Raw genomic sequence first — 23,879 nt, 5'->3', positions numbered from 1 at the left:
TGGACGGATAAACGACCTCCTTCAGCTACCGAGTAAATCGTACTCTGATCAAACCGCCCCGGCCACCATATTTATGGTGTGCCATCCAAATTTCACACTATGGGGAGGGGCTTGGGGGAGGGGCAGCGACCAGCTCCCTGGCATAAGCGAGGCGGCCGGCGACGTAGGTCGCCTGCACCGCGCGGTCGTCGCCCAGGGTCATCTGGATGAAGAGCTGCTCGGCGAAATCCTTGGCGCCGGCCATGCGGGCATCGATCAGCGGTGTCGATCGCATGTCGAGGACCACGAGATCGGCTTCCATGCCAGCGGCGAGGCTGCCGACCTTGTCGTCGAGATAGAGCGCCCGGGCGGAGCCTCGGGTGGCAAGGTAGTAGGCATGCGCGGCCGACAGGGACTGGCGGTTGAGCTGGCTGGCCTTGTAGGCGGCATCGAGCGTCGCCAGGATCGAGAACGACGTGCCGGCACCGATGTCGGTGCCCAGTCCGACCCGCACCGGCCGCTCCTTCCTGACGGCGCGCGTGAGGTCGAAAGCGCCGCTGCCGAGGAAAAAATTCGACGTCGGGCAATGGGCGATGGCGGCACCGCTCTCGTGCAGGCGCTGCATTTCGGGTTCGTCCAGCCAAATGCCGTGGCCGAACACCGCGCGCGCACCACACAGGCCGTGATGGTCGTAGACGTCGAGATAGTTCCGCCGCTCCGGGAACAGTTCCTTGATCCAGGCAACCTCGTCCCGCGACTCGGCGATGTGCGTTTGCATCAGGCAGTCGCTATGTTCCCGCCACAACGCGCCCGCAGCGGCGAGCTGCCCCGAGGTGCTGGTGCCGGCGAAGCGCGGGGTGATGGCATAGAGCAGCCGGCCGCGGCCGTGCCATTTTTGGATCAGCGCCTGCGACTCGTCGTAACCCGACTGCGCCGTATCGAGCAGCGCGTCGGGCGCGTTGCGGTCCATAAGCACCTTGCCCGCGGCAAGGCGCAGGCCGAGCGCTTCGGCTTCCTCGAACAGCGCATCGACCGACTGCGGATGGACCGTGCAGTAGACGCAACTCGTGGTGATGCCATTGCGCAGGTTCTCGCGCAGGAACAGTCGGGCGACGTCGCGCGCAAACACCTTGTCGGCGAATTTTAGTTCGGTCGGAAAAGTGTACTTGTTCAGCCAGTCGAGCAGCTGTGCGCCATGGCTCGCGATCATCGGCGTCTGCGGATAGTGGACGTGGGTGTCGATGAAGCCCGCCGAGATCAAGGCGTCGCGGCCGTAGTCGCGGACCTCGGTGCCGGCCGGCAGCAGCGGTGCGATCCGGCTCGCCGGTCCAAAATGGGTGATACGACCCTCGGCCATGGCGACGATGGCGTCGGGCTCGTGGACCATCGTGGCCTCGAGCCCGTCGTGGAAGGGATCGCCGGTGAAGCTGAGTGCCGGGCCGCGCACGGCGGCTGGTCGGGAAGTGGGAGCGGCCATCTGGCCTGCATCCTAGCGCGAACAGAGGACCGGCAGCTTCGAGATCAGGTCGATCGAGCAGGTCGCCTCGGGGAACAGGGCCCAGACGGCGCCGAAGGCGAACATCGCCAGCAGCACCGGCCGCAGGATCCGCACGACGGCGGGCACCGCCACGCGCAGCGCCCAATAGGCGAAGGCCAGGCCGACTGCGATCGCCAGAACCCGGTACTCGGGTGACCAAGCTTCCCAGGTGGCACCGAGGTTGGCCCGTCCGGCCAGTTCCTTCAGATAATCCATGCCGCTTTCATCTCGTCGCCTGCCGCAAAAATCGAAGGGCCCAGCCGTTGCCGGCCAGGCCCTTGATTTAGTTGGTGGAGCCAAACGGGATCGAACCGTTGACCTCTACAATGCCATCGTAGCGCTCTCCCAGCTGAGCTATGGCCCCGAAATCCTGGGTCGCGGCGCGAGGTATAATTCCTGCCCCCCCAACTGGCAACAGGGGACTGGCAATAGCCCTAGCGGTCGCCTTCGCCCTTGTCGTCCTCGACTTCCACCTCGACCTCGATGTCGTCGGTCTCATCGGCGAGATCGTCCGCCTCGAGCGCGTCGTCACCCTCCACATCGGGTATCTCGTCTCCGGCCAGCGCCGCGTCGTCGGCCTTCTTCTTGGCCGCCGCCTTAACGAGCGCCGCCGCTGCTGCGGTCGCCGCTGCCGCGGTCGCCGCCGCCGCCGCCGCCGCGCCGCGGCCACGGCGCACCTTCACGAAGTCCTCGCGATCATGCTCCCGGCCGCACTTGGGGCATTTGATCGGACTCTTGTTCAGGTCGTAGAAGCGCGCTGCACAGCTCTGGCAGGTGCGCTTGGTACCCCAGGTCGCCTTGACCACGCTGAATCTCCCGGAATTCCGCTAAATTCGGCCGAATCGGCCGCGAGGGAGCGCGTATGTCACGCGTCTTTCACCCTGTCAAAACCAAATTCCGGCATGCTACGAGGGCGCGCGCCGCATTTACGCCATCCCTCGTGGAGAGTGCCCTGTCCGCAAGAGCCGCAACGGCCCAACTGATCGCCCGCCCCGTCGCCCGATTGCACGGCCGGGTCCGTGCGCCCGGCGACAAATCGGTGTCGCACCGCGCTCTGATGTTCGGCGCCCTGGCACTGGGGGAGACCAATGTCAGTGGCCTGCTGGAGGGCGAGGACGTGCTGGCCACGGCGGCCGCGCTCCGGGCTTTGGGCGCCGTCGTCGAACATGTGGGTCCCGGACTGTGGCGGATCCGGGGCTTTGGCGTGGGCGGTGGTCGTGAACCGACTGACGTGCTCGATCTCGGCAATTCCGGCACCTCGGCGCGGCTGCTGTCGGGCATTCTCGCCAGCCATCCCTTCACCAGTTTCATGACCGGCGATGCCTCGCTCCGGTCGCGACCGATGCAGCGCGTCATCGAGCCGCTGTCGCGCATGGGTGCGCGCTTCCAGGGCCGCGAGGGCGGTCGCATGCCGCTTGCCGTGATCGGCACCGACGAGATGGTGCCGATCGAATACCGTCTGCCCGTTGCCTCGGCACAGGTGAAGAGTGCCATCCTGTTGGCCGGTCTCAACACGGCGGGCGAGACCACGGTGATCGAACCCGAGGCGACGCGCGATCACACCGAACGCATGCTGCGCCACTTCGGCGCCGAGGTGCGGGTGAGCGTTGCCGAGGGCGGCGGCAAGCGCATCACCGTCGTCGGCTGGCCGGAGCTGAAGGCGCGCGACATCGTGGTGCCGGGCGATCCTTCGTCGGCGGCATTCGCGGTGGTCGCGGCCGCGATCCGACCGGGCAGCGACGTCACGGTCGAGAATGTCGGCGTCAATCCGTTGCGGGCCGGCCTCTATCAAACGCTGCGCGAGATGGGCGCCGACATCGCCTTCGAGAATCCGCGCGAGGTCGGCGGCGAGCCGGTGGCTGATCTCCGCATCAAGGGCGGAGAGCTGAAAGGCATCGAGGTGCCGGCCGATCGCGCCCCGACGATGATCGACGAATATCCCATCCTCGCCGTCGCGGCCGCTTGCGCTGCCGGCACAACGCGCATGCTGGGCCTTGCCGAGTTGCGCGCCAAGGAAAGCGATCGGCTGGCGAGCGTGGCCGCCGGCCTCGCGGCAAATGGGGTACGCCACGAAATGGGCGCCGACACGCTGGCCGTGCACGGCACCGGCGCAGCGCCCGACGGCGGCGGCCTGGTCAAGACGCATCTCGACCATCGCATCGCCATGTCGTTCCTGGTGCTGGGACTGGCCGCACGCGAACCGGTCGCGGTCGACGACGGCTCGCCGATCGACACCAGCTTTCCCGGCTTCGCGGCCCTGATGAACGGCCTCGGTGCCAAGATCGAACCGGCGTGAACGGGGCGACATGAAAGGGCCGCTGGTCATTGCCATCGACGGGCCCTCGGCCGCGGGCAAGGGCACGCTCGCCCGCCGGCTTGCCGCCCATTTCCGGCTACCCCATCTCGATACCGGCCTGCTCTACCGGGCGGTCGGGCTTCTCGCCGAGAAAAGCGGTCGGCCGGCCGGCGAGGTCGCTGCCGGCCTTCAATCCTCTGACCTGGCCGATCCCGAGCTTAGGACCGACCGCGCCGGCCAGGCCGGCTCTAAGGTGGCAGCACTCCCGGAAATTCGAGACAAGCTCTTGAATTTACAGCGGAAATTCGCTTCCCAGGCCTCGGGGGCAGTGCTCGACGGGCGCGACATCGGCACGATCATTTGCCCCGACGCGCCGGTAAAACTGTTCGTGACGGCCAGCACTGACGCCCGGGCGGAGCGCCGGTACCAGGAGTTGCGCGAACGTGGGGTCGACACTATAAAACCGCGCGTTCTTGCCGAGATGGCGGAGCGGGACCGTCGCGACAGCGAACGGGCGGCTGCACCACTTAAAGCCGCACCCGATGCTTTCCTTCTCGATACCAGCGACATGGATGCCGACGCAGCTTTTGCTGCCGCCTTGGCGTTCATCGAGCGCAAGGGCTTTCGATCCTCCGGGCCGTAAGTCGCCGCCGGCGGATCGAAGACAACAAGCGGCGATTGCGAACGGGCGTGTCGCCCGGGCGTCGGTGTTTCAAAGGCAGTGGATCCGCCGGACTTAACCGGTTGGCCGACGGGCGCAGTGCAGCCCGGGATCGATGAAGGAGAGTACTACATGGCTAAGGGCAGCGCCCTTCGTAAACCCGCGAACGACACGTCTAGCGACGAGTTCGCAGCACTTCTCGACGAATCGCTGGGCGGTTCGACGAGCTTCGAAGGATCGGTCGTCAAAGGCACCGTCATTCGAATTGCCAACGATTTTGTCACCATCGATGTCGGTCTCAAGTCCGAGGGCCGAGTCGCTCTGCGCGAGTTCGCCAACGGGACGGGCGCGCCGGAGATCAAGGAAGGTGACGTGATCGACATCTTTGTCGATCGCATGGAGAACAAGGAAGGCGAGGCCGTCCTGTCGCGCGACAAGGCGCGCCGCGAGGAAGCCTGGACCGTCCTCGAGAAGGCTTTCACCGACCAGGAACGTGTCATGGGCACGATCTTCGGCCGCGTTAAGGGTGGCTTCACCGTCGATCTGAGTGGCGCCGTGGCGTTCCTGCCGGGCAGCCAGGTCGATGTCCGTCCGGTCCGCGACGTCGGCCCGCTGATGGGCCAGGCCCAGCAGTTCCAGATCCTCAAGATGGATCGCCGCCGCGGCAACATCGTGGTGTCGCGCCGTGCCGTCATGGAAGAGACCCGCGCCGAGGACCGCACGCGCCTGATGGGCGCGCTGTCGGAGGGCCAGGTTCTCGACGGCGTCGTGAAGAACATCACCGACTACGGCGCATTCGTCGATCTGGGCGGCGTCGATGGCCTGCTGCATGTCACCGACATCGCCTGGAAGCGGATCAACCATCCGTCCGAGGCGCTGACGATCGGCCAGCAGGTCAAGGTGCAGGTCATCCGCTTCAATGCCGAGACCCAGCGCATCTCGCTCGGCATGAAGCAGCTGATGAGCGATCCGTGGGATGGCGCCGGCGCCAAGTATCCGGTGGGCTTCAAGCTCAAGGGCCGCGTCACCAACATCACCGACTACGGCGCGTTCGTCGAACTGGAGCCGGGCGTCGAAGGTCTGGTCCACGTCAGCGAAATGAGCTGGACCAAGAAGAACGTGCATCCGGGCAAGATCGTCGCGACTTCCCAGGAAGTCGAAGTGATGGTGCTGGACGTCGACATGTCCAAGCGCCGCATCTCGCTCGGCCTCAAGCAGTGCATGGCCAACCCGTGGGAGAGCTTCGCCGAGAAGTATCCGGCGGGCACCGAGCTGGAAGGCGAAGTCCGCAACATCACCGAGTTCGGCCTGTTCGTCGGCCTGCCCGGCGACATCGACGGCATGGTCCACCTCAGCGACCTGTCGTGGGACAAGGCCGGCGACGAGGCGATCCGCGACTTCAAGAAGGGCGACCAGGCCAAGGTCAAGGTCCTTGACGTCGACATCGACAAGGAGCGCATCTCGCTCGGTATCAAGCAGCTCGCCAACGATCCGTTCGAGAAGGTGGGTGTCGTCGCCAAGAAGGGCGACGTGGTCACCGTCATCGTGGCCGGCATCCAGGACAACGGCATCGACGTCACGGTGCAGGACGGCATCCCGGGCTTCATCCGCAAGTCCGAGCTCAGCCGCGACCGCTCCGAGCAGCGCCCCGACCGCTACGCCATCGGTGACAAGCTCGACGCCAAGATCACCAACATCGACAAGGCCTCGCGCCGGGTCGTGCTGTCGGTCAAGGCGCGCGAAATGGACGAAGAAAAGAAGGCGATGGCCGATTTCGGCTCGTCCGACTCGGGCGCCAGCCTGGGCGACATCCTGGGAGCGGCGCTCAGCCGGGCCCAGAAGAAGGGCGACGACGACGAGAAATAGGTCGTTCGAGACATTCGCATAGAAGGCCGGCCCGCAAGGGCCGGCCTTTTCTTTTGCTTTCAAGGGCTTAGGCTTGACGATGCTGTTATTTAGTTTAATATCAACGACTTAAATACTTGATCCGGGGCCCTTGGGCTTCACCGTGGAACCGCGATGACCAAATCCGAGCTGATTGCCCGCCTGGCGGCCCGGAATCCGCATCTCTATCAAAGGGATGTCGAGCGGATCGTCGCGACCGTTTTCGACGAAATCTCCCAGGCGCTGGCCTCGGGCCACCGCGTCGAGCTGCGCGGCTTCGGCGCCTTCTCGGTGAAGAAGCGCGACCCGCGCACCGGCCGCAATCCGCGGACCGGCGAGCAGGTCGCGGTGGCATCCAAGCGCGTACCCTATTTCAAGACCGGCAAGGATCTGCGCGACCGGCTGAACAAGGAAGCGGCGCGCGCGGCGGGCCTGCTGCCGGCCGACGAAAAGGCGGGCGACAAGAAGTAGCCCTCTTCGGAGGTCGACTAACTCGCCTCCTGCCGTCGCGGTGTGCCATGCTGCCCTCCGCATGAAGATCCTTTCCCGCGCCCTGTTCCTGCTCTTCGTTCTGTTCGGCGTGCTGATCGCGGTCAGCAATTCGCAGCCGGTCGAACTCGCCCTGTGGCCGTTGCCGCATATCATCGCGATGCCGGTCTATCTGCTGGTCATCGGGTTGCTGTTGCTGGGCGTCCTGGCCGGGCTGGGGGTCGGTTGGTGGGCCGCCCGGCATCATCGCCGACGTGCGCGCGAGGCCGGCAGCGAGGCCGCACGGCTGGAGCGCGAGGCCGCCCGGCTGCGCAGCACTCTTGCCGCGCAGCCACCCGTGGCACCCGCCACGGGCCCGGCATCGCCGGGGCAGAAGGCGATCGAGCGCCAAAGCGCTCTGGTCGCGCCGGATCTTGCCGCCCCTGCCACGCGCGGCCCGTTTTCGTGAAAATTCTGTCGGCCGCCGAGGTCGATGCTGCTCTCGACGACCTGGCACTGATCTCCCGCCTCGAGGCACTCTTTCGCGCCGGCTGCGAGATGCCGCTGCGGCATCACCACGCGATCGAGGCGCCGCTCGGTCCGGGGTCGGCCGATGCCATGCTGCTCCTGATGCCGGCCTGGACCCGCGCGTCGCTCGCGTCCGATGTGGCGCCGCGGATCGGCGTCAAGATCGTGACGGTGTTCCCGGACAACGACCGTCGGGCGCTGCCGTCGATCTATGGCCAGTATCTGCTGCTCGACGGCACCACCGGCCAGACCCTGGCGATGCTGGACGGCACGATGCTGACCAAACGACGCACGGCCTGCGCCTCGGGGCTTGCCTCGCGTTATCTGTCGCGACCCGACTCGTCGAGGCTCCTGATGATCGGCACGGGGGCCTTGGCGCCCCAGCTCATCCGTGTCCATGCCAAGGTCCGGCCAATCCGCGAGGTCGCCATCTGGGGCCGAACCCCGGCCCGTGCCGAAGCACTGGCGGCGGAGCTTGCAGGCTCGCTGCCCGGGGCACTTGGCCGGCCGGTCGCGGTGCGCGCCGTGGCCGATCGCCGGGCGGCAGTCGCCGAGGCCGATATCGTCTCATGCGCGACGCTCTCGAAGACGCCGCTGGTCGAGGGCGCGTGGCTGCGCGAGGGCCAGCATCTCGATCTGGTCGGCGCCTACACGCCCGAGATGCGCGAAAGCGACGACACGGCCGCGTGGCGAGCGCGTCTCTACGTCGATACCCGCGCCGGTGCCCTCAAGGAGGCGGGCGACATCCTCCAGCCGCTGGCCAACGGCACCATCGAGGACGACGACATCATCGCCGACCTGTTCGAACTCGCCCGGGGTCAGCAGAGCGGCCGGCTGCCGGGCGATGCCACCACCGTCACGCTCTTCAAGTCGGTGGGTGCGGCGCTGGAGGATCTGGCGGCGGCGGAGCTTGCCGTCGGCCCCTAGTCTACGGACTGCAATCTTCAGTCGGGTTCGATCAAAGTGCCGGCCGCCTTCAGGGCTTCGATGTCGGCCGCGTCTACCCCCGCTTCGGCAAGAATGGCACGCGAATCGGCCCCTTGGAGCGGTGCCATCGAGCGGATCGCGGGTGGCGTCCGGCTCATCCGCATCGGTGGTTCGACCATCATGATCTCGCCCTCGCTGGGGTGCGGATATTTCTTGAAAAGCTGGCGCCAGACCAAGTGCGGGTCCTCGAACAGGTCGGCCGGGCGCGAGACCGGCGCGTTGGGGATCTGGCCCTCGTCGAGCAGCCTGACCCATTCGCCCGTGGTGCGGGTAGGGGCGAGCGCCTCGACCATCGCGTACATGTCCGAGATATGCATGGAACGGGCGTTCAGGGTCGAATAGCGCGGGTCCTTCAGGACCTCGGGCCGGCCGACGATCTCGAAGAAGTTCCGCCAATGCTTGTCGTTGTAGGGCAGGATCGCCATCCAGCCGTCCAGGGTGCGGTAGGGCTTGCGGCTGCGCGACAGCAGCCGGGTGTAGCCGACCTCGCCCTCGTCGCTGAAGGTGCGCTCCCACAGATGCTCGACCATCAGCCAGGCAGCCATGGTCTCGAACATCGGCACCTCGACGAACTGGCCCTCGCCGGTGCGCTGCCGGTGCATCAGGGCCGACAGGGTCGAGAAGGCGAAGGTGAGGCCCACGGTCTTGTCGGCGAGGATGGTGGGTGGATAGCGTGGCACGTCGTCGCCAGCGGCACGGCCCATCAGGTCGGCGATGCCGAAGCGGGCCTGGATGGCGTCGTCGTAGGCCGGCAGTTTTCCGTAAGGACCGTCGGCGGAATAGCCGTAGGCGCCAACATAGACGATGCTGGGGTTTACCTTCCGGATGTCCTCGTAGCCCAGCCCGAGGCCCTCGATGGCCTGCGGCCTGAGCGCGTGGACGAAGGCATCGGCCGTCGCCACAACCTTGAGCAGTGCTGCGCGCGCCGCCTTATCCTTGAGATCGAGGCAGAGCGAGCGCTTGTTGCGGTTCACGTAGAGATAGGTCGGCCCCATGCCGGGGTTCTTGCCCGGCTTGCCGATGTGGCGCACGGCGTCGCCCTCCGGTGCCTCGACCTTGATGACCTCGGCGCCCTGGTCGGCGAGCAACATCGTTCCATAGGGTCCGAGGATGATGTTGGTGAGGTCGACGATCTTGATGCCTTCGAGGGCGCCGGGCATTGAGCTGTCCTGTGATGGGGGAGGCGGGCGAGACTGCCACCGCCGTGGCGTCGCGTCACCGTCTGCGGCATGGCGACCGATCGAACTGCGGCTCCGGACGGCGTCACGCCGGGCTGGTGCGGTAGAAGGTTGCAGTCGATCGAGAGTCTCGCGCTGCCGCGCCCGCGCGAATGAGTCAAGAGCCCGCGATCATTCACCGCCGCAGCCGAGTGTTATGTGACCGTTGTGCGACGCGCGCGGCCGGTGTAGCCAAGGAACAACAGAGGCGGGGGCGATGCGAAGCAACGTCGCAAAAAAACAGCAAGAGCCAAAGTCGGCATCAAGTCCGGCATCGCGGCAGTACCGCATCGAAGAGCAAGTGGGTTACCTGCTGCGTCGCGCGCATCAACGCGCCAGCGCCATCTTCCAGGTCAGCATCGGCGATCCCAACATCACGCCGACCCAGTATTCGAGCATGGTGAAGCTGAACGAGTACACCGAGCTGTCGCAGAATCTGCTCGGCCGCCTCGTCGGCATGGACAAGGCCACGATGCAGGGCGTGGTGCGGCGGCTGAAGGAGCGCGGGCTCGTCGACTCGCGGCCCGATCCCGGCGACGCGCGGCGCACGCTGCTCAGCCTGACGACGGAAGGCCAGCGGCTGGTGAACAAGCTTCTGATCAACGGCCCCGCGGTGTCGCGCGAGACCATGAAGCCGCTCACCGCCCAGGAGCAGCGGCAGCTTTTAGAACTGCTCTCCAAGATCGTCTGAACCGGACTCAATTGTTTGACTCGCACGGCCTCTCTGGCCATCGTGCGTACACGAACGATATGGGTGATTACCTTCGTCCTCACCGCCTTGAGGAGGCGCTTCTCGCGTTGGCGCGGCCGCACGCCGTGCTGGCCGGCGGCACCGACTTCTATCCGGCGCGGGTTGGCCGGGCGATCGAGGAGGATGTCCTCGATATCGGTGCGATCCCCGTATTACGCGGTATTTCCAGTGTTTCCTCGGGCTGGCGGCTGGGCGCCACCACGACCTGGAGCGACCTTCTAGAGGCCGACCTGCCGCCCTTGTTCGATGGCCTGAAGCAGGCCGCGCGCGAGGTCGGCGGTCGGCAGATCCAGAACGCCGGTACCCTGGCCGGCAACCTCTGCAATGCCTCGCCGGCAGCCGATGGCGTGCCCTGCCTGCTGGCGCTCGACGCCGAAATCGAGATCGCCAGCAGCGCGGCGACGCGACGTTTGCCGCTCGACCAGTTCATCATCGGCGTTCGCCACACCGCGCTCGCTCCAGACGAACTGGTCGTCGCGATCCATATTCCGAAACCTGCGCATGAGGTGCGAAGCGCCTTCCTCAAGCTCGGCGCCCGACGCTACCTCGTGATCTCGATCGCGATGGCGGCCGCCACACTCGAGGTCGCCGACGGCCGCATCACCGCCGCCCGTATCGCCGTCGGCGCCTGCTCTGCCGTCGCCCGGCGATTGCCGGCGCTCGAAGCGGCCCTTGCGGGTACACGGGTCGATGGACATTTGGGCGACCGGGTCGACCGGGCCCATCTCGCGCCGCTCACGCCTATCGACGATGCGCGCGGCAGCGCTGGCTACCGCAGTGAGGCCGCCCTCGTGCTGCTGCGCCGCCTGTTGGCGGGGTTCGCGAGATGAAGGTGGCCTTCGTCCTGAACGGCGCGGCGGCGACCTGGACCGGCCCGCCGGTCACCCGGCTCGCCGCCGCCTTGCGCGACGATCTCGGCCTCACCGGCACCAAGGTCGGCTGCGACGCCGGTGACTGCGGCGCCTGCACCGTGCTGCTCGATGGCCGACAGGTCTGTGCCTGCCTGGTGGCGGTCGGGCAGGTCGAGGGCCGGGCCGTCGAAACGGTCGAAGGCCTCACCGGAGGCGACGGTACCTTGGCGCGTCTGCAAAAATCCTTCCTGGCGCATGGCGCCGCCCAGTGCGGCATCTGCACGCCCGGCATGTTGATGGCCGCCGAGGAGCTGTTGCGCCAGACGGCGCGGCCCGGCCGCGGCGAAGTCGAGGATGCGCTGGGTGGCGTACTTTGCCGGTGCACCGGCTACACCAAGATCGTCGATGCGGTCCTGGCTGCGACCGAGCCGGCGCCGATGGTGACGCCCGTGGTCGCGCCGGGGGCCGGTGCCGCCGTGGGCGCCCGCCTGCCGCGCGTCGACGGTCACGCCAAGGTCACGGGCGGTGACGTGTTCGGCGCCGACGGGATCCCGGCCGATGCGCTCTGGATCCGGGTGGTGCGCTCGCCGCATGCCCGCGCGCGATTCACGCTGGGCGACCTCGGGCCATTGCGCCGGCGGCTGGCCGCCGTACTGACGGCCGCCGACGTGCCGTTCAACGGCTTCGGCATCTATCCCGAGATCAAGGACCAGCCGGTGCTGGCCGATGGGATCGTGCGTTATCGCGGCGAGGCTGTGCTGGCGCTGGTCGGCGAGCGGGCGACAGTCCTTTCCATCCGCGACGACGAAGTGCCGATCGCCTGGACGGTGGAGCCACCGGTAACGGGCATCGATGCGGCAACGGCTGCCGAGGCGCCGCTGGTCCAGGCCGACCGGCCGAAAAACCTGCTGCTGGACGGCGGCGTCCGGCACGGGGATGCGGCGGCGGCTTTCGCCGGCTGCGCCGCGGTGGCCGACGGCGTGTTCGAGACGGCCTTTGTCGAGCATGCCTACATCGAGCCCGAGGCAGGTTGGGCCCAGCGGGTGGGCGACCGCATCGAAATCCACGTCTCCACCCAGACGCCCTATATGGACCGCGACGAGATCGCGAACGTCATGCAGCTCCGGCCCGAGAGCGTGCGCATCGTGCCGACTGCCTGCGGCGGCGGCTTCGGCGGCAAGCTCGATCTCTCGGTCCAGCCGCTGGTCGGGATCGCGGCGTGGCTGCTGAAGCGGCCCGTGGCCTGCGTCTACACCCGGCCCGAGAGCATGGCCGCCACCACCAAGCGCCATCCCGCCCGCATCTCGGCGAAGTTCGGCTGCGACGCCGACGGCAAGCTGGTGGCCTGCGATGTGTCGGCCAGCTTCGACACCGGCGCCTATGCCTCGTGGGGACCGACCGTCGCCAACCGCGTGCCGGTCCATGCCATGGGCCCCTATGCCGTGCCCCATGTGCGGACCTGGGGCGAAGCCTTCTTCACCAACGGCCCACCGGCCGGCGCCTTCCGCGGCTTCGGCGTGCCGCAAGCCGCCATCGCCCACGAAGCGATGATGGACGAACTGGCCGACAAGCTCGGCATCGACCGGCTGGAATTCCGGCACCGCAATGCGCTGCGGGCCGGCGACATGACGGCGACGGGTCAGGTACTGGCCCATTCCGCCGGCCTCGCCCAATGCCTTGATGCACTGCGGCCACACTGGCGCCGCGCCCACGAGGCGGCCGTGGCCTTCAACGACAAGGCGGGTGTCCGGCGGCGTGGCGTCGGCATCGGCTGCATGTGGTACGGCATCGGCAATACCTCGATGTCCAATCCCTCGCGCATCCGCGTCGGCCTGTCGCCCGCGGGAACGCTCACGCTCTACAACGGCGCCGTCGATATCGGTCAGGGCAGCAACACCATCCTGACCCAGATCGCGGCCGATGCGCTGGGCCTCCCCGCGGCGCAGTTCGCGCTGGTCCAAGGCGATACCGATCTCACCGCCGATGCCGGCAAGACCTCGGCGTCGCGGCAGACCTTCGTGTCGGGCCGGGCGGCCGAGGGCGCGGGCAAGGACCTCCGCCAGCAGATCCTGCGCCTGGCCAATGCTGGGTCCGACGCGGTGCTGTCGCTGGATGGCGGTAAGGTCATGGTGCGTGACGGCGCCGAGGTCCGCACCATCGACCTTGCGACGACCGGCGCATTGGTGGGCGAAGGCACGTTCGATCCGCCGACCACGCCGCTCGATGCCAACGGGCAGGGCATTCCCTACGCCACCTATGCCTTCGCCGCGCAAATGGCCGAGGTCGAGGTCGATATCGAGCTCGGCACCGTAAAGGTGCAGCGCATCGTGGCGGCCCACGACGTCGGCAAGGCGATCAACCCGACGTTGGTCGAAGGCCAGATCGAGGGCGGCATCGCCCAGGGGCTTGGCCTGGCCCTGATGGAGGAATTCCTGCCGGGTCGCACCGAGAACCTGCACGACTATCTGATTCCCACGATCGGTGATGTGCCCTTGATCGAGTGCATCCTGATCGAGGACCGCGAACCGCTCGGTCCGTCCGGCGCCAAGGGCGTCGGCGAGCCCGGGCTGGTGCCGACGGCGCCGGCCATCCTGGGCGCCGTCCATCATGCGACCGGCGTGCGCGCGCGGCGCGTTCCCCTGTTGCCGCACCGCCTGTACGAGGCCATCGTCTCCTTGAAGGGGACAGGGGCATGAGCGACGACATTTCGCTCACGGAGGCCGAACGCACCGCCGGCATCGTGCGTTGCGACGCCTGTCCCGTGCTCTGCCGCATCCGCCCCGGCCGCGCCGGCGCCTGCGACCGCTATGCCAACGAAAATGGCAAGCTGGTGCGGGTCGATCCGCTGGTGCTGCTGGCCAAGCCCGACGTGGCGCGGGTCGCCTTCGTCGAAGGCAGCGGCGCCTGGCGCGGCGAGCTCGGGCCCAATTTTCTCGGAGGGGGCGAGGGCGCGTTCGTCACCGGCATCGGCGCCACCACGACCTATCCCGACTACAAGCCGGCGCCCTTCATCGTCTCCTCGAAGCATGATGGCGTCGACATGGTCACGGTCGTGACCGAGGGCATCTTCAGCTACTGCGGTGTGAAGGTGAAGATCGACACCGACCGCTATCTTGGGCCGGAACAGGCCGCAGTGCGGGTGAAGGGCGAGGCCGTGGGTCACGTCACTACGGCGGAATACGGCTCGCAGATGCTGTCGCTGGGCGGGGTGCATCACCTCACCGGCGGCAGCAAGAAGGAGGGCGTCGTCACCTGCGACGCGCTCCTGGCGCTCTGCAATCGCGAGGCCGTCGAACTCACGATCGACGACGGCTCGACTGTCGTGGTGCAGGCCGAAAAGCCGCCGATCGTGAACGGCGTGATCGAAGAGCGAATGCGGGTGGGTTGCGGATCGGCCGCCATCGGCATGTTCGCGCCGCAATGGCACGGCCATGTCGACGAGGTGATCGTGGTCGACGACCACATCACGGGCGTGCTGAGCGAGCACCAGGGCGGTGCCTTCCTCGACATGAAGCCTGCCGGCATCCGCGTCCGCGGCCGCCGCTCGACGCCGGGCCGCTATTTCCAGGTAGCCGAACCCGGGCTGGGCTGGGGCGGCACCGATGTCAGCGATCCGCTGGAGATTATCGACCGGATCGACCCCAAGCAGGCGTGGCCGGGTCTCCGGTTGCTGATGGTCTCGACCACGGGCGAGCACTCGGCCTGGTTCGAACTCGACAAGAAGCTGAAGCCGCAGCCCGTGCCAATGCCGCAGCCGGTACGCCTCGTGGTCGAGCGGATCGCCGAGAATTGCGAGCCCGCGCTCTGCACCGTGCTGTTCATGGCCGGCGCTGGAGGCTCGTTGCGTGCCGGGGTCACGGAGAATCCGGTGCGGCTCACGCGGTCGGTGCGCGAGGCGCTGACCAAGGTCACCCTGGGCGGCGCACCGGCCTTCGTCTGGCCGGGCGGTGGCATCACGCTGATGGTCGACGTGGCGCGCATGCCGGAGAAGTCGTTCGGTTATGTGCCGACGCCGGCGCTGGTGGCGCCGATAGAGTTTACCCTGCGTGCCGACGACTATGCTGCCCTGGGCGGCTACAGCTCGCGCACCGTCACCCTCGAAGAGGCCATCGCCCACGCAGGCCACGTGCGCCTGGGTAAGGACGAGCGATGACCTGCGCGATTGCCGCGCGGTTGCCCGACGGTCGGCTGCATCTGCAGCAGGGTCCGATCGACCTCATCATCGAGGCCTTCGGTGCGGCCGCCGAGGTCGAACGCGCCTATGCCCAGGCCATCGGGCGCTTCGGCGATGTTCTTCCTGGCCTGGTCGGCGAACTGCCGGCGCTGAGACAGCCGGTCAGCGAGGCATATCCCCCGCTGCGGGGCCCGGTGGCGCGGCGCATGGCCGAGGCCGTGTGGCCGCATCGCGCAGTCTACATCACGCCGATGGCGGCGGTGGCGGGCGCGGTGGCGGACGAAGTGCTGGCGGCCCTGGTGCTCGGGCGCACGCTCGACAAGGCCTATGTCAACGACGGTGGCGACATCGCGATCCATCTCGCGCCGGGCCAGCAGCTGCGGGCCGGCATCGTCGCCGATCTCCAGGCGCCGCAACTATCGGGCTTTGCCACCCTGCACCACGACCGTCCGGTACGCGGCATCGCCACGTCGGGCCGCGGGGGACGCTCTTTTTCGCTCGGCATCGCCGATTCGGCCACGGTGCTGGCGGCGACAGCGGCGGCGGCCGATGCCGCGGCGACGCTGATCGCCAATGCCGTCAACGTCGACACCCCGTCCGTTCGCCGTCAGCCGGCGCGCGAGATCGATCCCGACAGCGACCTTGGCGATATTCCGGTGACGGTGGCGGTCGGCGAACTCTCGCCGGTGCTTGTCGCCGAGGCCCTGGACCGCGGCCTGCTCGAGGCACGACGGTTGCGCCTTTGTGGGCTGATCGACAGCGCGGCGCTCTCGCTGCAGGGGCAGTGGCGCATCGATGCCGGCGGCAGGGCGCTTGCGGATATGAGGACGGGATGAGCGATCTGGTGAAATTGCGGAAGTATGTCGCGACGGTCGAGGAGACGCGTCACGACGGCGGGCCGGTGCTGCCGCGCCCGGTCACCAAGGCCGTGGTCGGCGGCGTTATCGCCAACCCCTATGCCGGCCGGCACGTCGAAGACATCCAGCCGATGATGAAGGCGCTGGAGCCGCTCGCGGTCGATCTCACGGAGCGCGTCATGAAACTCCTGGGTGCCAAGGGGTCCGAGCTTGAAGCCTATGGCAAGGGCGCCATCGTCGGCCTGGCCGGCGAACTCGAGCACGCGGCGCTCTGGCATCAACCCAGCGGCTTCGGCATTCGTCATGCCATTCATCAATCCAAAGGGGGCGGCGCCAAGTCGATCGTGCCCTCGACCGTGAAGGTGGCGGCGGCCGGCGCACGCATCGACATTCCCCTGCATCATGTGACGGCGGCCTACGTGCGCAGCCACTTCGACGCCATCGAATTCTGCGTGCCCGACGGGCCCAAGCCCGACGAGATCGTGTTCATCGTCGCGGCTTCGATCGGCGGCCGCCCGTATGCGCGCGTCGGCGGACTGACACCGGCGGAAATCAAACTGGGGGACGGCCAACGATGAGCGATGCCCTGACGGCGGCGATAAAGGCCCTCGACGATTATATGGCGGCGCTGAACCGCGGTGACGAGCCGGCCATCAATGCGGCCTGCAACTTCCCCCATGTGCGGCTGGCTGGCGGCAAGGTCGTCGTCTGGCCCAACCATGGCGACTACAAGCTCCAGGATTTCGTTGCCCGGGCCGGCGATGGCTGGGACCACAGCAAGTGGGACGAGCGCACCGCCATCCATGTCGGCGACAAGAAGGTCCACCTGAAGGTGAAGTTCAGCCGCTGGAAGAAGGACGGTTCGTTGATCGGCCGCTTTGAGACGATCTACATCGTGACCCTTCAAAACGGTCATTGGGGCATACAGGCGCGGTCGAGTTTCGCCGACTGAGTGCTTCGGTGACGTCATCGGCTCTTGTGGGGTATGGGCCGGGCTCGCTACGCTCGGGTCAGGGAGTGTTTTCACAGATTCACGGAGGGGGATGTCATGCTGACCCGCAATAACCTGCTCGCCGGCACCGCGGCGCTCGTCGCACTGTCGCTGTTCGGCCCGGCCGGCGCGCAGACGCCGATCAAGATCGGCGAACTCAACAGCTACAAGGTCTTCCCGGCCTTCCTCGAGCCCTACAAGAAGGGCATCGAGCTCGCCGTCGAGGAGGTGAACGCGGCGGGTGGCGCGCTCGGCCGCAAGATCGAGATCGTGAGCCGCGACGACAACGGCAATCCCGGCGATGCCGTCCGCGTCGCCGAGGAACTGCTGAGCCGCGAGCAGGTGTCGTTCCTGATCGGCACCTTCCCGTCCAACGTCGGCCTCGCCGTCGCCGACTTCGCCAAGCAGCGCAAGGTGCTGTTCATCGCCGCCGAACCGCTGACCGACAAGATCGTCTGGGATGCCGGCAACGCCTACGCCTTCCGCCTGCGCACCTCGACCTACATGCAGACGGCGATGCTCATTGCCGATGCCGCCAAGCTCAAGAAAAAGCGTTGGGCCATCGTCTATCCCAACTACGAATACGGCCAGTCGGCGACGGCGGCGTTCAAGAAGCTCCTCAAGGAGAAGCAGCCCGACGTCGAGTTCGTGGTCGAGCAGGCACCGCCACTCGGCAAGATCGATGCCGGCGCGGTGGCGCAGGCGCTGGCTGACGCCAAGCCCGACGCGATCTTCTCCTCGCTGTTCGGCGCCGATCTCGCCAAGTTCGTGCGCGAGGGCCAGACGCGCGGCCTGTTCAAGGGCGTGGAGGTGTTCAACCTCCTGGCCGGCGAGCCGGAATATCTCGATCCACTGAAGGAGGAGGCACCCGAAGGCTGGTACGTCACAGGCTATCCCTGGAGCGAAATCAAGACTCCGGAGCACACCAAATTCCTCACCGCCTACCAGAACAAGTTCAAGGACTACCCGCGGCTGGGCTCGGTGGTGGGCTATGCCACCGTGATGTCGGCGGTCGAGGTGATCAAGAAGGCGGGCTCACTCGACCAGGACAAGCTGATCGCGGCGATGAGCGGCCTCAAGCTCATGACACCGTTCGGCATGGTCGAGTACCGCGCCATCGACCATCAATCGACGATGGGCGCCTACGTCGGCCGCATCGCCGTCAAGGACGGCAAGGGCTACATGAAGGACTGGCGCTTCGTCGACGGCAAGGATGCGCTGCCGAGCGACGCCGAGGTCCTGAAGATGAGGCCGAAGAATTGAGTCCCTGCGGACCGCGGATCCCGTGGATTCGCGGTCCGCATGATCTGACGTGACCTTCGCCTCCATCATCATCCAGCTCCTGAACGGGCTGGCCGCCGCGGCGTCCTTGTTTCTGGTGTCGGCCGGCCTGTCGCTGATCTTCGGCGTGACGCGGATCGTGAACTTTGCCCACGGTTCGCTCTACATGCTGGGGCTCTATGGCGCCTACTCGCTGATCCAGGCGCTGGGCCGCACGCCCATGGGCTTCTGGAGCGCGGTCGTGCTGGCGGCGCTCGCGGTCGGACTGGTCGGCGTCCTGATCGAGGTGCTGGTGCTGCGCCGCATCTACCGCGCCCCCGAGCTGTTCCAGCTGCTGGCGACCTTCGCCGTCGTGCTGGTGATCAAGGACATCGCGCTGTTCGTCTGGGGCGCCGAGGATCTGGTCGGCCCGCGCGCCCCAGGCCTGTCCATGGCCGTGGAAATCCTGGGCAAGCGCATCCCGGCCTACGACCTGCTGCTGATCGCCATCGGCCCCGTGGTGCTGGGCGTCATGTGGCTGCTGCTGACGCGCACGCGCTGGGGCGCGCTGGTGCGGGCCGCCACCCAGGACCGCGAGATGGTGGGGGCGCTCGGCGTCGACCAGGCCAGGCTCTTCACCTCGGTATTCTTCGTGGGCTCGGTGCTGGCGGGCCTGGGCGGCGCGCTGCAGATCCCGCGCGAGCCCGCCAACCTCGAGCTCGACCTCGCCATCATCGCCGATGCCTTCGTCATCACCGTGGTTGGCGGATTGGGCAGCATCGGCGGCGCCTTCCTGGCCGCCATCATCATCGGCGTCGCCAAGGCCTTCTGCATTGGTATCGGCACCGTCACCTGGTTCGGCTTCGAAATCTCCTTTTCCAAGCTCACCCTGGTGGTCGAGTTCCTGATCATGGCGGTGGTGCTGGTGGCCCGGCCCTACGGGCTTTTAGGCAAGCCACAGGCGGTGCAGCGCATCGCCGCTGACCTCGCGCCGCCGCTCACCGCGCCGTCATGGAAGATCGCCCTGGTCTGGGTGGTGCTGTTGCTCGGCGTGCCGCTGGTGGCCGACCGCTACATCACCATCATGCTGACCGACATCGTCTGCTTCGCGTTGTTCGCCGTCAGCCTGCATTTCATCATGGGCCCGGCCGGGATGGTGTCATTCGGCCACGCCGCCTATTTCGGCCTTGGTGCCTATGCCGCGGGCCTGCTCTTCAAGCGCGCCGGCCTGCCCATGGAGGCGGCCCTCCTGCTGGCACCGCTCTGCGCCGGCGCCTTTGCCGTCGTCTACGGCTGGTTCTGCGTTCGCCTGAGTGGCGTCTACCTCGCCATGCTGACCCTGGCGTTTGCGCAGATCAGCTGGTCGATCGTCTTCCAGTGGGATTCCGTGACCGGCGGCAGCAACGGCGTGTTCGGCATCTGGCCGTCCGCCTGGCTCGCCGGCAAAACCACCTACTACTATCTGGCGCTCGCCTGCTGCGGCACGGGTATCGCGCTCCTGTGGCGCGTCCTGTTCTCGCCCTTTGGCGCAGCCCTCCGCGCCGGCCGCGATTCGCCTTTGCGTGCCGAGGCGATCGGCATCGATCTGCGCGGCTTCCAGTGGGCGGCCTTCGTGCTGGTGGGCGCGCTCGCGGGCCTCGCCGGCTCGGTCTATGCCTTCTCCAAGGGCAGCATCTCGCCCTCGACCATTTCCATCGGTCAGTCGACCGACGGGCTGATCATGGTGCTGCTGGGCGGCGTCGAGACGCTGACCGGCCCGGTGGTGGGCGCGGCGGTCTACACCTGGGTGCGCGATGCCGTCGCCCGCCATACCGAGTTCTGGCGCGCCGTCATGGGCGGCATCATCCTGCTGATCGTGCTGCTCTTCCCGCAGGGGCTGGTCGGCGGCCTGAAGGCGCTGTTCCTGCGCTGGAAGGAGCAGCGCGCATGAGCGACGCCGTCCTCCAGGTCGAGGGGCTGCACAAGGCCTTCGGCGGTGTACAGGCAGTGGCCGACGTTTCCTTCGCCATCACGGCGGGCGAGATGCTGGCGCTGATCGGCCCCAACGGCGCGGGCAAGAGCACCTGCTTCAACATGCTGAACGGCCAGCTCGTGCCCGACGCCGGCATCGTGCGCCTGGCCGGCCGCGACATCGTGGGCCTGCGCCCGCGCGCGGTGTGGCAGCTGGGCGTCGGCCGGACTTTCCAGATCACCGCCACCTTCGTCTCGCTCAGCGTGCGCGAAAACGTGCAGATGGCGCTCTATTCCCACGCCGGCCGGCTGCGCTCGCTGCTGCATCGCTTTGGGGCGGCGTTCCGGGCCGAGGCCGACGCGCTGCTGGCCCAGGTCGGCATGCTCGACCAGGCGGAGCGGACTTGCGGCGTGCTGGCCTACGGCGACCTGAAGCGCGTCGAGCTCGCCATGGCGCTGGCCAACGAGCCCCGCCTGCTGCTGATGGACGAGCCCACCGCCGGCATGGCGCCGCGCGAACGCGTGGCGCTGATGGAGCTCACGGCCGGCCTGGCGCGCCGGCGCAACATCGCCGTGCTGTTCACCGAGCACGACATGGACGTCGTCTTCTCCCAGGCCGACCGCATCATCGTGCTCGACCGCGGCGAGCTGATCGCCGGCGGCACGCCGGCGGAGGTGCGCGCCAACCCCAAGGTGCGCGCCGTCTATCTCGGGAGCACGCACTGATGCTCCCCACCATGCTTCAGGTGAAGGACCTGCATGCCTACTACGGCCGCGCCCACATCCTGCAGGGCGTGTCGCTCGAGGCCCAGGCCGGCGAGGTCGTGGCCTTGCTGGGCCGCAACGGTGCGGGCAAGTCGACGGCGCTCAAGGCGATCATGGGCCTGGTGCCGCCCGCCCGGGGCGAGGTGAGCTTCGAGGGCAAGCGCATCGAGCGGCTGCCGCCCTATCGCATCGCGCGCCTCGGCCTCGGCTACGTTCCCGAGGAGCGGCGCATCTTCACCGACCTCACGGTGATGGAGAATCTCGAGGTCGGCCGTCAGGCTGGGCGCGGCGCCGCCCCGGTCTGGACCGAGGACCGGCTGTTCGCCCTCTTCCCCAACCTCGCCGGCATGCGCGACCGGCCGGGCGGCCGCATGTCGGGCGGCGAGCAGCAGATGCTCACCATTGCCCGCACCCTGATGGGCAACCCGCGCTGCGTGCTGCTCGACGAGCCGTCGGAGGGCCTGGCGCCCATCATCGTCGAGCAGATGGCGCAGTCGATCCGGACGTTGAAGGGCGAGGGGCTCTCGGTGCTGCTGTGCGAGCAGAACCTGCATTTCTCCCAAGCCGTGGCCGATCGCGCCTACATCATCGAGAAGGGCCAGATCCGCTTCGGCGGCACCATGGCAGAACTCGCCTCGGACGCTTCCCTTCGTGAACAGTATCTCTCGGTTTGATCATGTCATCAGAGCGTTCCCTCACGGTCGGCATCGACGTCGGCGGCACTTTCACCGATCTGCTGGCCATCGATTCCGTCTCGGGCGTGGTCAAGCTCGCCAAGGTGCCGACGACGGTCGACAACCAGGCCATCGGCTTCATGGCGGCGCTGGCCCAGGCCGGCGCCGATCCCGCCACCCTGCAGGCCGTGGTGCACGGCACCACCACCACCACCAACGCGCTGCTCGAACGCAAGATCGCCCGGGTCGGGCTGATCACGACCAAGGGCTTCCGCGACGTGCTGGAACTCGGCCGCCGTACAAGGCCGCAGCCCTATGGCCTGCGGGGCACCTTCAGGCCGCTGATCGAACGCGAGCTGCGCCTCGAAGTGGCGGAGCGCATGGACGCCGACGGCAAGGTGCTGATCCCGCTCGACGAGGCGGCCGTGGAAGAGGCCACCCGGAAGCTGCTGGCGCAGGATTGCGAAGCGGTCGTGATCCATTTCCTGCACAGCTACATCAATCCGACGCACGAGCGCCGCGCCGCCGAGATCGTGCGCGGCCTGTGGCCCAATCCCTATGTCACGGCGGGTCACGCCATTCTCTCGGAATATCGCGAATATGAGCGTGGCGTGACGGCGGCGGTGAATGCCTCGGTCCAGCCTGTGCTCGATCGCTATCTGACACGGCTGCGCACCGAGCTCTCGGCCAAGGGTTTCGATCGCGACCTGCTGGTGATGCAGGGCAACGGCGGCACCATCTCCTCGCAGCTGATTGCACATGCCGCGGTGAACACCGTCATGTCGGGCCCTGCTTCGGGCGTGATGGCGGCGGCCTACACCGGTCGCGCCTCCGGCCATCCCAACCTCATCACCTACGACATGGGTGGGACCTCGACCGACGTCGGGTTGATCGAGGACGCCGTACCGCAGGTCTCGGGCGAGCTCGAGCTCGAATACGCCATGCCGATCCATGTCCCCATGGTCGATGTGCACACCATCGGCGCTGGTGGCGGCTCGATCGCAAGTGTCGATTCGGCCGGCATGTTGCGAGTCGGCCCGGAGAGCGCGGGCGCCCGGCCGGGCCCGATCTGCTACGGCCGCGGCGGCATGGAACCCACCATCACCGACGCCAACCTGGTGCTGGGCCGTCTCAACCCCGATCGGCTGCTGGGCGTCGACCATCCGGTCACGCTCGACCATGTGCGCGCCATCGTCCTCGACAAGGTCGGCCAGCGGCTCGGTCTCGATGCCGAGGCGGCGGCCGCGGCCATCCTGCGCATCGCCAACGACCGCATGGCGGGCGCCATCCGCCTGGTCTCGCTGTCGCGCGGCCACGATCCGCGCGACTTCGCCCTGTTCGCCTTCGGTGGCGCCGGTCCCCTGCACGCCACGGCGCTCGCCCGCGAGTTGGCGATCCCGACGGTGCTGGTGCCAGCCCGGCCCGGCATCACCAACGCGCTGGGCTGCGTCGTGGCCGACCTGCGCCACGACTATGTCCGCACCGTCAACAAGCCGCTCTCAGGGCTCGACGATGCCACGGTGGCGCGCATCTATGCCGAGCAGTCGACCGAGGGCGAGACCACGATCGGCCGCGAGGGCGTGCCGGTGCGCGAGTTGCGCCGCGTCCATACCGCCGATATGCAGTTCCAGGGCCAGAGCCACATCCTCTCGGTCGGCGTCGACCGGCCCGACATCGGTGTCGCGGGGCTACACAAAGTTTTCGCGGCGGCCTATTTCCGCCGCTTCGGCATCGAGCTTGCGGAGATCCCGCCGGTCCTCGTCAATCTCCACACCGCGGTGATCGGCGTGCGGCCGGAGATTTCGCTCGCCGCTCTCGCCGCCACCGAACGCGCGCCGACGTTGAAGGCGGCCCAGGTCGGCGAACGCCGCGTCTGGTTCACCGACGGCTGGCGCCAAACTCCCGTCTACGCACGCGAGAAACTGCCGCGCGATGCGGTGTTCGAGGGGCCGGCGATCCTCGAGCAGCTCGACTGCACCACCGTCGTCGAGCCCGGCGACAGGGTCCGGCAGGACAAGCTCGGCAATTTGCTGATAACAGTCGGCTGAC

General features: G+C 67.6%; 22 protein-coding genes and 1 tRNA gene. 18 read left to right on the top strand and 5 right to left on the bottom strand.

Annotated features, from left to right (window positions below):
* Positions 1 to 97: 97 nt before the first annotated feature.
* The 4 genes from guaD to EPO55_RS22745 form a co-directional block, all read right to left on the bottom strand.
* Positions 98 to 1,456 carry a guanine deaminase gene (gene guaD, locus EPO55_RS22760; RefSeq protein ID WP_296339639.1) on the bottom strand — a complete coding sequence of 453 codons (1,359 nt, stop codon included), beginning with the start codon at positions 1,454 to 1,456 and terminating at the stop codon, positions 98 to 100.
* Between the two features lie 12 nt (positions 1,457 to 1,468).
* Positions 1,469 to 1,732: a hypothetical protein gene (locus EPO55_RS22755; protein ID WP_296339638.1), complete on the bottom strand. Its 264-nt coding sequence runs from the start codon at positions 1,730 to 1,732 to the stop codon at positions 1,469 to 1,471.
* Between the two features lie 72 nt (positions 1,733 to 1,804).
* Positions 1,805 to 1,880 (bottom strand) — tRNA-Ala (locus tag EPO55_RS22750).
* 70 nt (positions 1,881 to 1,950) lie between these two features.
* Positions 1,951 to 2,322 carry a TIGR02300 family protein gene (locus EPO55_RS22745; RefSeq protein WP_296339637.1) on the bottom strand — a complete coding sequence of 124 codons (372 nt, stop codon included), beginning with the start codon at positions 2,320 to 2,322 and terminating at the stop codon, positions 1,951 to 1,953.
* A gap of 197 nt (positions 2,323 to 2,519) precedes the next feature.
* On the opposite strand from EPO55_RS22745, the gene aroA reads away from it, so the two are divergent.
* From aroA to EPO55_RS22715, 6 genes are all read left to right on the top strand, one after another.
* A complete protein-coding gene (gene aroA, locus EPO55_RS22740; RefSeq protein ID WP_296339635.1) occupies positions 2,520 to 3,812 on the top strand; it encodes a 3-phosphoshikimate 1-carboxyvinyltransferase in 1,293 nt (430 codons plus the stop codon).
* Positions 3,813 to 3,834: 22 nt separating this feature from the next.
* Entirely contained in the window at positions 3,835 to 4,455 is a 621-nt protein-coding gene (locus EPO55_RS22735; protein WP_296339676.1) for a d(CMP) kinase, read from the top strand.
* A gap of 150 nt (positions 4,456 to 4,605) precedes the next feature.
* Positions 4,606 to 6,339, top strand: coding sequence for a 30S ribosomal protein S1 (gene rpsA, locus EPO55_RS22730; protein ID WP_296339633.1), 1,734 nt, complete (start codon positions 4,606 to 4,608; stop codon positions 6,337 to 6,339).
* Positions 6,340 to 6,492: 153 nt separating this feature from the next.
* Positions 6,493 to 6,828 (top strand): integration host factor subunit beta, encoded by a 336-nt coding sequence (gene ihfB / locus EPO55_RS22725; protein WP_296339632.1) that lies wholly within the window; start codon positions 6,493 to 6,495, stop codon positions 6,826 to 6,828.
* Positions 6,829 to 6,889: 61 nt separating this feature from the next.
* Positions 6,890 to 7,294, top strand: a complete 405-nt coding sequence (locus EPO55_RS22720) for a lipopolysaccharide assembly protein LapA domain-containing protein (RefSeq protein WP_296339631.1) — start codon at positions 6,890 to 6,892, stop codon at positions 7,292 to 7,294.
* The gene (locus tag EPO55_RS22715; RefSeq protein ID WP_296339630.1) at positions 7,291 to 8,280 is read left to right on the top strand and encodes an ornithine cyclodeaminase family protein; all 990 of its coding nucleotides are present in this window, start codon (positions 7,291 to 7,293) and stop codon (positions 8,278 to 8,280) included. Before EPO55_RS22720 ends, EPO55_RS22715 begins: the two co-directional genes overlap by 4 nt.
* A gap of 17 nt (positions 8,281 to 8,297) precedes the next feature.
* On the opposite strand, the gene EPO55_RS22710 is transcribed toward EPO55_RS22715, so the two are convergent.
* On the bottom strand, positions 8,298 to 9,500 hold the full coding sequence (locus EPO55_RS22710; protein WP_296339629.1) for a CoA transferase: 1,203 nt from the start codon (positions 9,498 to 9,500) through the stop codon (positions 8,298 to 8,300).
* 358 nt (positions 9,501 to 9,858) lie between these two features.
* Here EPO55_RS22710 and EPO55_RS22705 point away from each other — a divergent pair, with 358 nt between their 5' ends.
* From EPO55_RS22705 to EPO55_RS22650, 12 genes are all read left to right on the top strand, one after another.
* Positions 9,859 to 10,248, top strand: coding sequence for a MarR family winged helix-turn-helix transcriptional regulator (locus tag EPO55_RS22705; RefSeq protein ID WP_296339628.1), 390 nt, complete (start codon positions 9,859 to 9,861; stop codon positions 10,246 to 10,248).
* A 59-nt stretch (positions 10,249 to 10,307) separates the two neighbouring features.
* Entirely contained in the window at positions 10,308 to 11,138 is an 831-nt protein-coding gene (locus EPO55_RS22700) for an FAD binding domain-containing protein (RefSeq protein WP_296339627.1), read from the top strand.
* Positions 11,135 to 13,855: a molybdopterin cofactor-binding domain-containing protein gene (locus EPO55_RS22695; RefSeq protein ID WP_296339626.1), complete on the top strand. Its 2,721-nt coding sequence runs from the start codon at positions 11,135 to 11,137 to the stop codon at positions 13,853 to 13,855. Before EPO55_RS22700 ends, EPO55_RS22695 begins: the two co-directional genes overlap by 4 nt.
* Positions 13,852 to 15,312: a 6-hydroxynicotinate reductase gene (locus EPO55_RS22690; protein ID WP_296339625.1), complete on the top strand. Its 1,461-nt coding sequence runs from the start codon at positions 13,852 to 13,854 to the stop codon at positions 15,310 to 15,312. The genes EPO55_RS22695 and EPO55_RS22690 overlap by 4 nt, the downstream gene beginning before the upstream one ends.
* On the top strand, positions 15,309 to 16,169 hold the full coding sequence (locus tag EPO55_RS22685) for a UPF0280 family protein (RefSeq protein WP_296339623.1): 861 nt from the start codon (positions 15,309 to 15,311) through the stop codon (positions 16,167 to 16,169). Before EPO55_RS22690 ends, EPO55_RS22685 begins: the two co-directional genes overlap by 4 nt.
* Positions 16,166 to 16,768 carry an amino acid synthesis family protein gene (locus EPO55_RS22680; protein WP_296339622.1) on the top strand — a complete coding sequence of 201 codons (603 nt, stop codon included), beginning with the start codon at positions 16,166 to 16,168 and terminating at the stop codon, positions 16,766 to 16,768. The genes EPO55_RS22685 and EPO55_RS22680 overlap by 4 nt, the downstream gene beginning before the upstream one ends.
* Positions 16,765 to 17,142, top strand: coding sequence for a hypothetical protein (locus tag EPO55_RS22675; RefSeq protein WP_296339621.1), 378 nt, complete (start codon positions 16,765 to 16,767; stop codon positions 17,140 to 17,142). Before EPO55_RS22680 ends, EPO55_RS22675 begins: the two co-directional genes overlap by 4 nt.
* 96 nt (positions 17,143 to 17,238) lie before the next feature.
* Positions 17,239 to 18,444 (top strand): ABC transporter substrate-binding protein, encoded by a 1,206-nt coding sequence (locus EPO55_RS22670; protein WP_296339620.1) that lies wholly within the window; start codon positions 17,239 to 17,241, stop codon positions 18,442 to 18,444.
* 49 nt (positions 18,445 to 18,493) lie between these two features.
* On the top strand, positions 18,494 to 20,371 hold the full coding sequence (locus EPO55_RS22665; RefSeq protein ID WP_296339619.1) for an ABC transporter permease: 1,878 nt from the start codon (positions 18,494 to 18,496) through the stop codon (positions 20,369 to 20,371).
* A complete protein-coding gene (locus EPO55_RS22660) occupies positions 20,368 to 21,117 on the top strand; it encodes an ABC transporter ATP-binding protein (protein WP_296339617.1) in 750 nt (249 codons plus the stop codon). The genes EPO55_RS22665 and EPO55_RS22660 overlap by 4 nt, the downstream gene beginning before the upstream one ends.
* Entirely contained in the window at positions 21,117 to 21,830 is a 714-nt protein-coding gene (locus EPO55_RS22655; RefSeq protein WP_296339616.1) for an ABC transporter ATP-binding protein, read from the top strand. Before EPO55_RS22660 ends, EPO55_RS22655 begins: the two co-directional genes overlap by 1 nt.
* A gap of 2 nt (positions 21,831 to 21,832) precedes the next feature.
* A complete protein-coding gene (locus tag EPO55_RS22650) occupies positions 21,833 to 23,878 on the top strand; it encodes a hydantoinase/oxoprolinase family protein (protein ID WP_296339615.1) in 2,046 nt (681 codons plus the stop codon).
* The last annotated feature ends 1 nt before the right edge of the window (position 23,879 follow it).

The organism is Reyranella sp. (assembly GCF_004296935.1).
Classification (GTDB): Bacteria; Pseudomonadota; Alphaproteobacteria; order Reyranellales; family Reyranellaceae; genus Reyranella.
Note: the sequence above shows the minus strand (reverse complement) of the source record. Positions and strands in the feature narration are given on the sequence as shown.

What these genes read in the sequence shown, in the direction of transcription:
- EPO55_RS22685 (WP_296339623.1), top strand. Translation starts at nt 15,309, where the DNA reads ATGACCTGCGCGATTGCCGCGCGGTTGCCCGACGGTCGGCTGCATCTG.
- EPO55_RS22680 (WP_296339622.1), top strand. Translation starts at nt 16,166, where the DNA reads ATGAGCGATCTGGTGAAATTGCGGAAGTATGTCGCGACGGTCGAGGAG.
- EPO55_RS22675 (WP_296339621.1), top strand. Translation starts at nt 16,765, where the DNA reads ATGAGCGATGCCCTGACGGCGGCGATAAAGGCCCTCGACGATTATATG.
- rpsA (WP_296339633.1), top strand. Translation starts at nt 4,606, where the DNA reads ATGGCTAAGGGCAGCGCCCTTCGTAAACCCGCGAACGACACGTCTAGC.
- guaD (WP_296339639.1), bottom strand. Translation starts at nt 1,456, where the DNA reads ATGGCCGCTCCCACTTCCCGACCAGCCGCCGTGCGCGGCCCGGCACTC.
- EPO55_RS22655 (WP_296339616.1), top strand. Translation starts at nt 21,117, where the DNA reads ATGCTCCCCACCATGCTTCAGGTGAAGGACCTGCATGCCTACTACGGC.
- EPO55_RS22695 (WP_296339626.1), top strand. Translation starts at nt 11,135, where the DNA reads ATGAAGGTGGCCTTCGTCCTGAACGGCGCGGCGGCGACCTGGACCGGC.
- EPO55_RS22755 (WP_296339638.1), bottom strand. Translation starts at nt 1,732, where the DNA reads ATGGATTATCTGAAGGAACTGGCCGGACGGGCCAACCTCGGTGCCACC.
- EPO55_RS22650 (WP_296339615.1), top strand. Translation starts at nt 21,833, where the DNA reads ATGTCATCAGAGCGTTCCCTCACGGTCGGCATCGACGTCGGCGGCACT.
- EPO55_RS22660 (WP_296339617.1), top strand. Translation starts at nt 20,368, where the DNA reads ATGAGCGACGCCGTCCTCCAGGTCGAGGGGCTGCACAAGGCCTTCGGC.
- EPO55_RS22690 (WP_296339625.1), top strand. Translation starts at nt 13,852, where the DNA reads ATGAGCGACGACATTTCGCTCACGGAGGCCGAACGCACCGCCGGCATC.
- EPO55_RS22670 (WP_296339620.1), top strand. Translation starts at nt 17,239, where the DNA reads ATGCTGACCCGCAATAACCTGCTCGCCGGCACCGCGGCGCTCGTCGCA.
- EPO55_RS22700 (WP_296339627.1), top strand. Translation starts at nt 10,308, where the DNA reads ATGGGTGATTACCTTCGTCCTCACCGCCTTGAGGAGGCGCTTCTCGCG.
- EPO55_RS22720 (WP_296339631.1), top strand. Translation starts at nt 6,890, where the DNA reads ATGAAGATCCTTTCCCGCGCCCTGTTCCTGCTCTTCGTTCTGTTCGGC.
- EPO55_RS22710 (WP_296339629.1), bottom strand. Translation starts at nt 9,500, where the DNA reads ATGCCCGGCGCCCTCGAAGGCATCAAGATCGTCGACCTCACCAACATC.
- ihfB (WP_296339632.1), top strand. Translation starts at nt 6,493, where the DNA reads ATGACCAAATCCGAGCTGATTGCCCGCCTGGCGGCCCGGAATCCGCAT.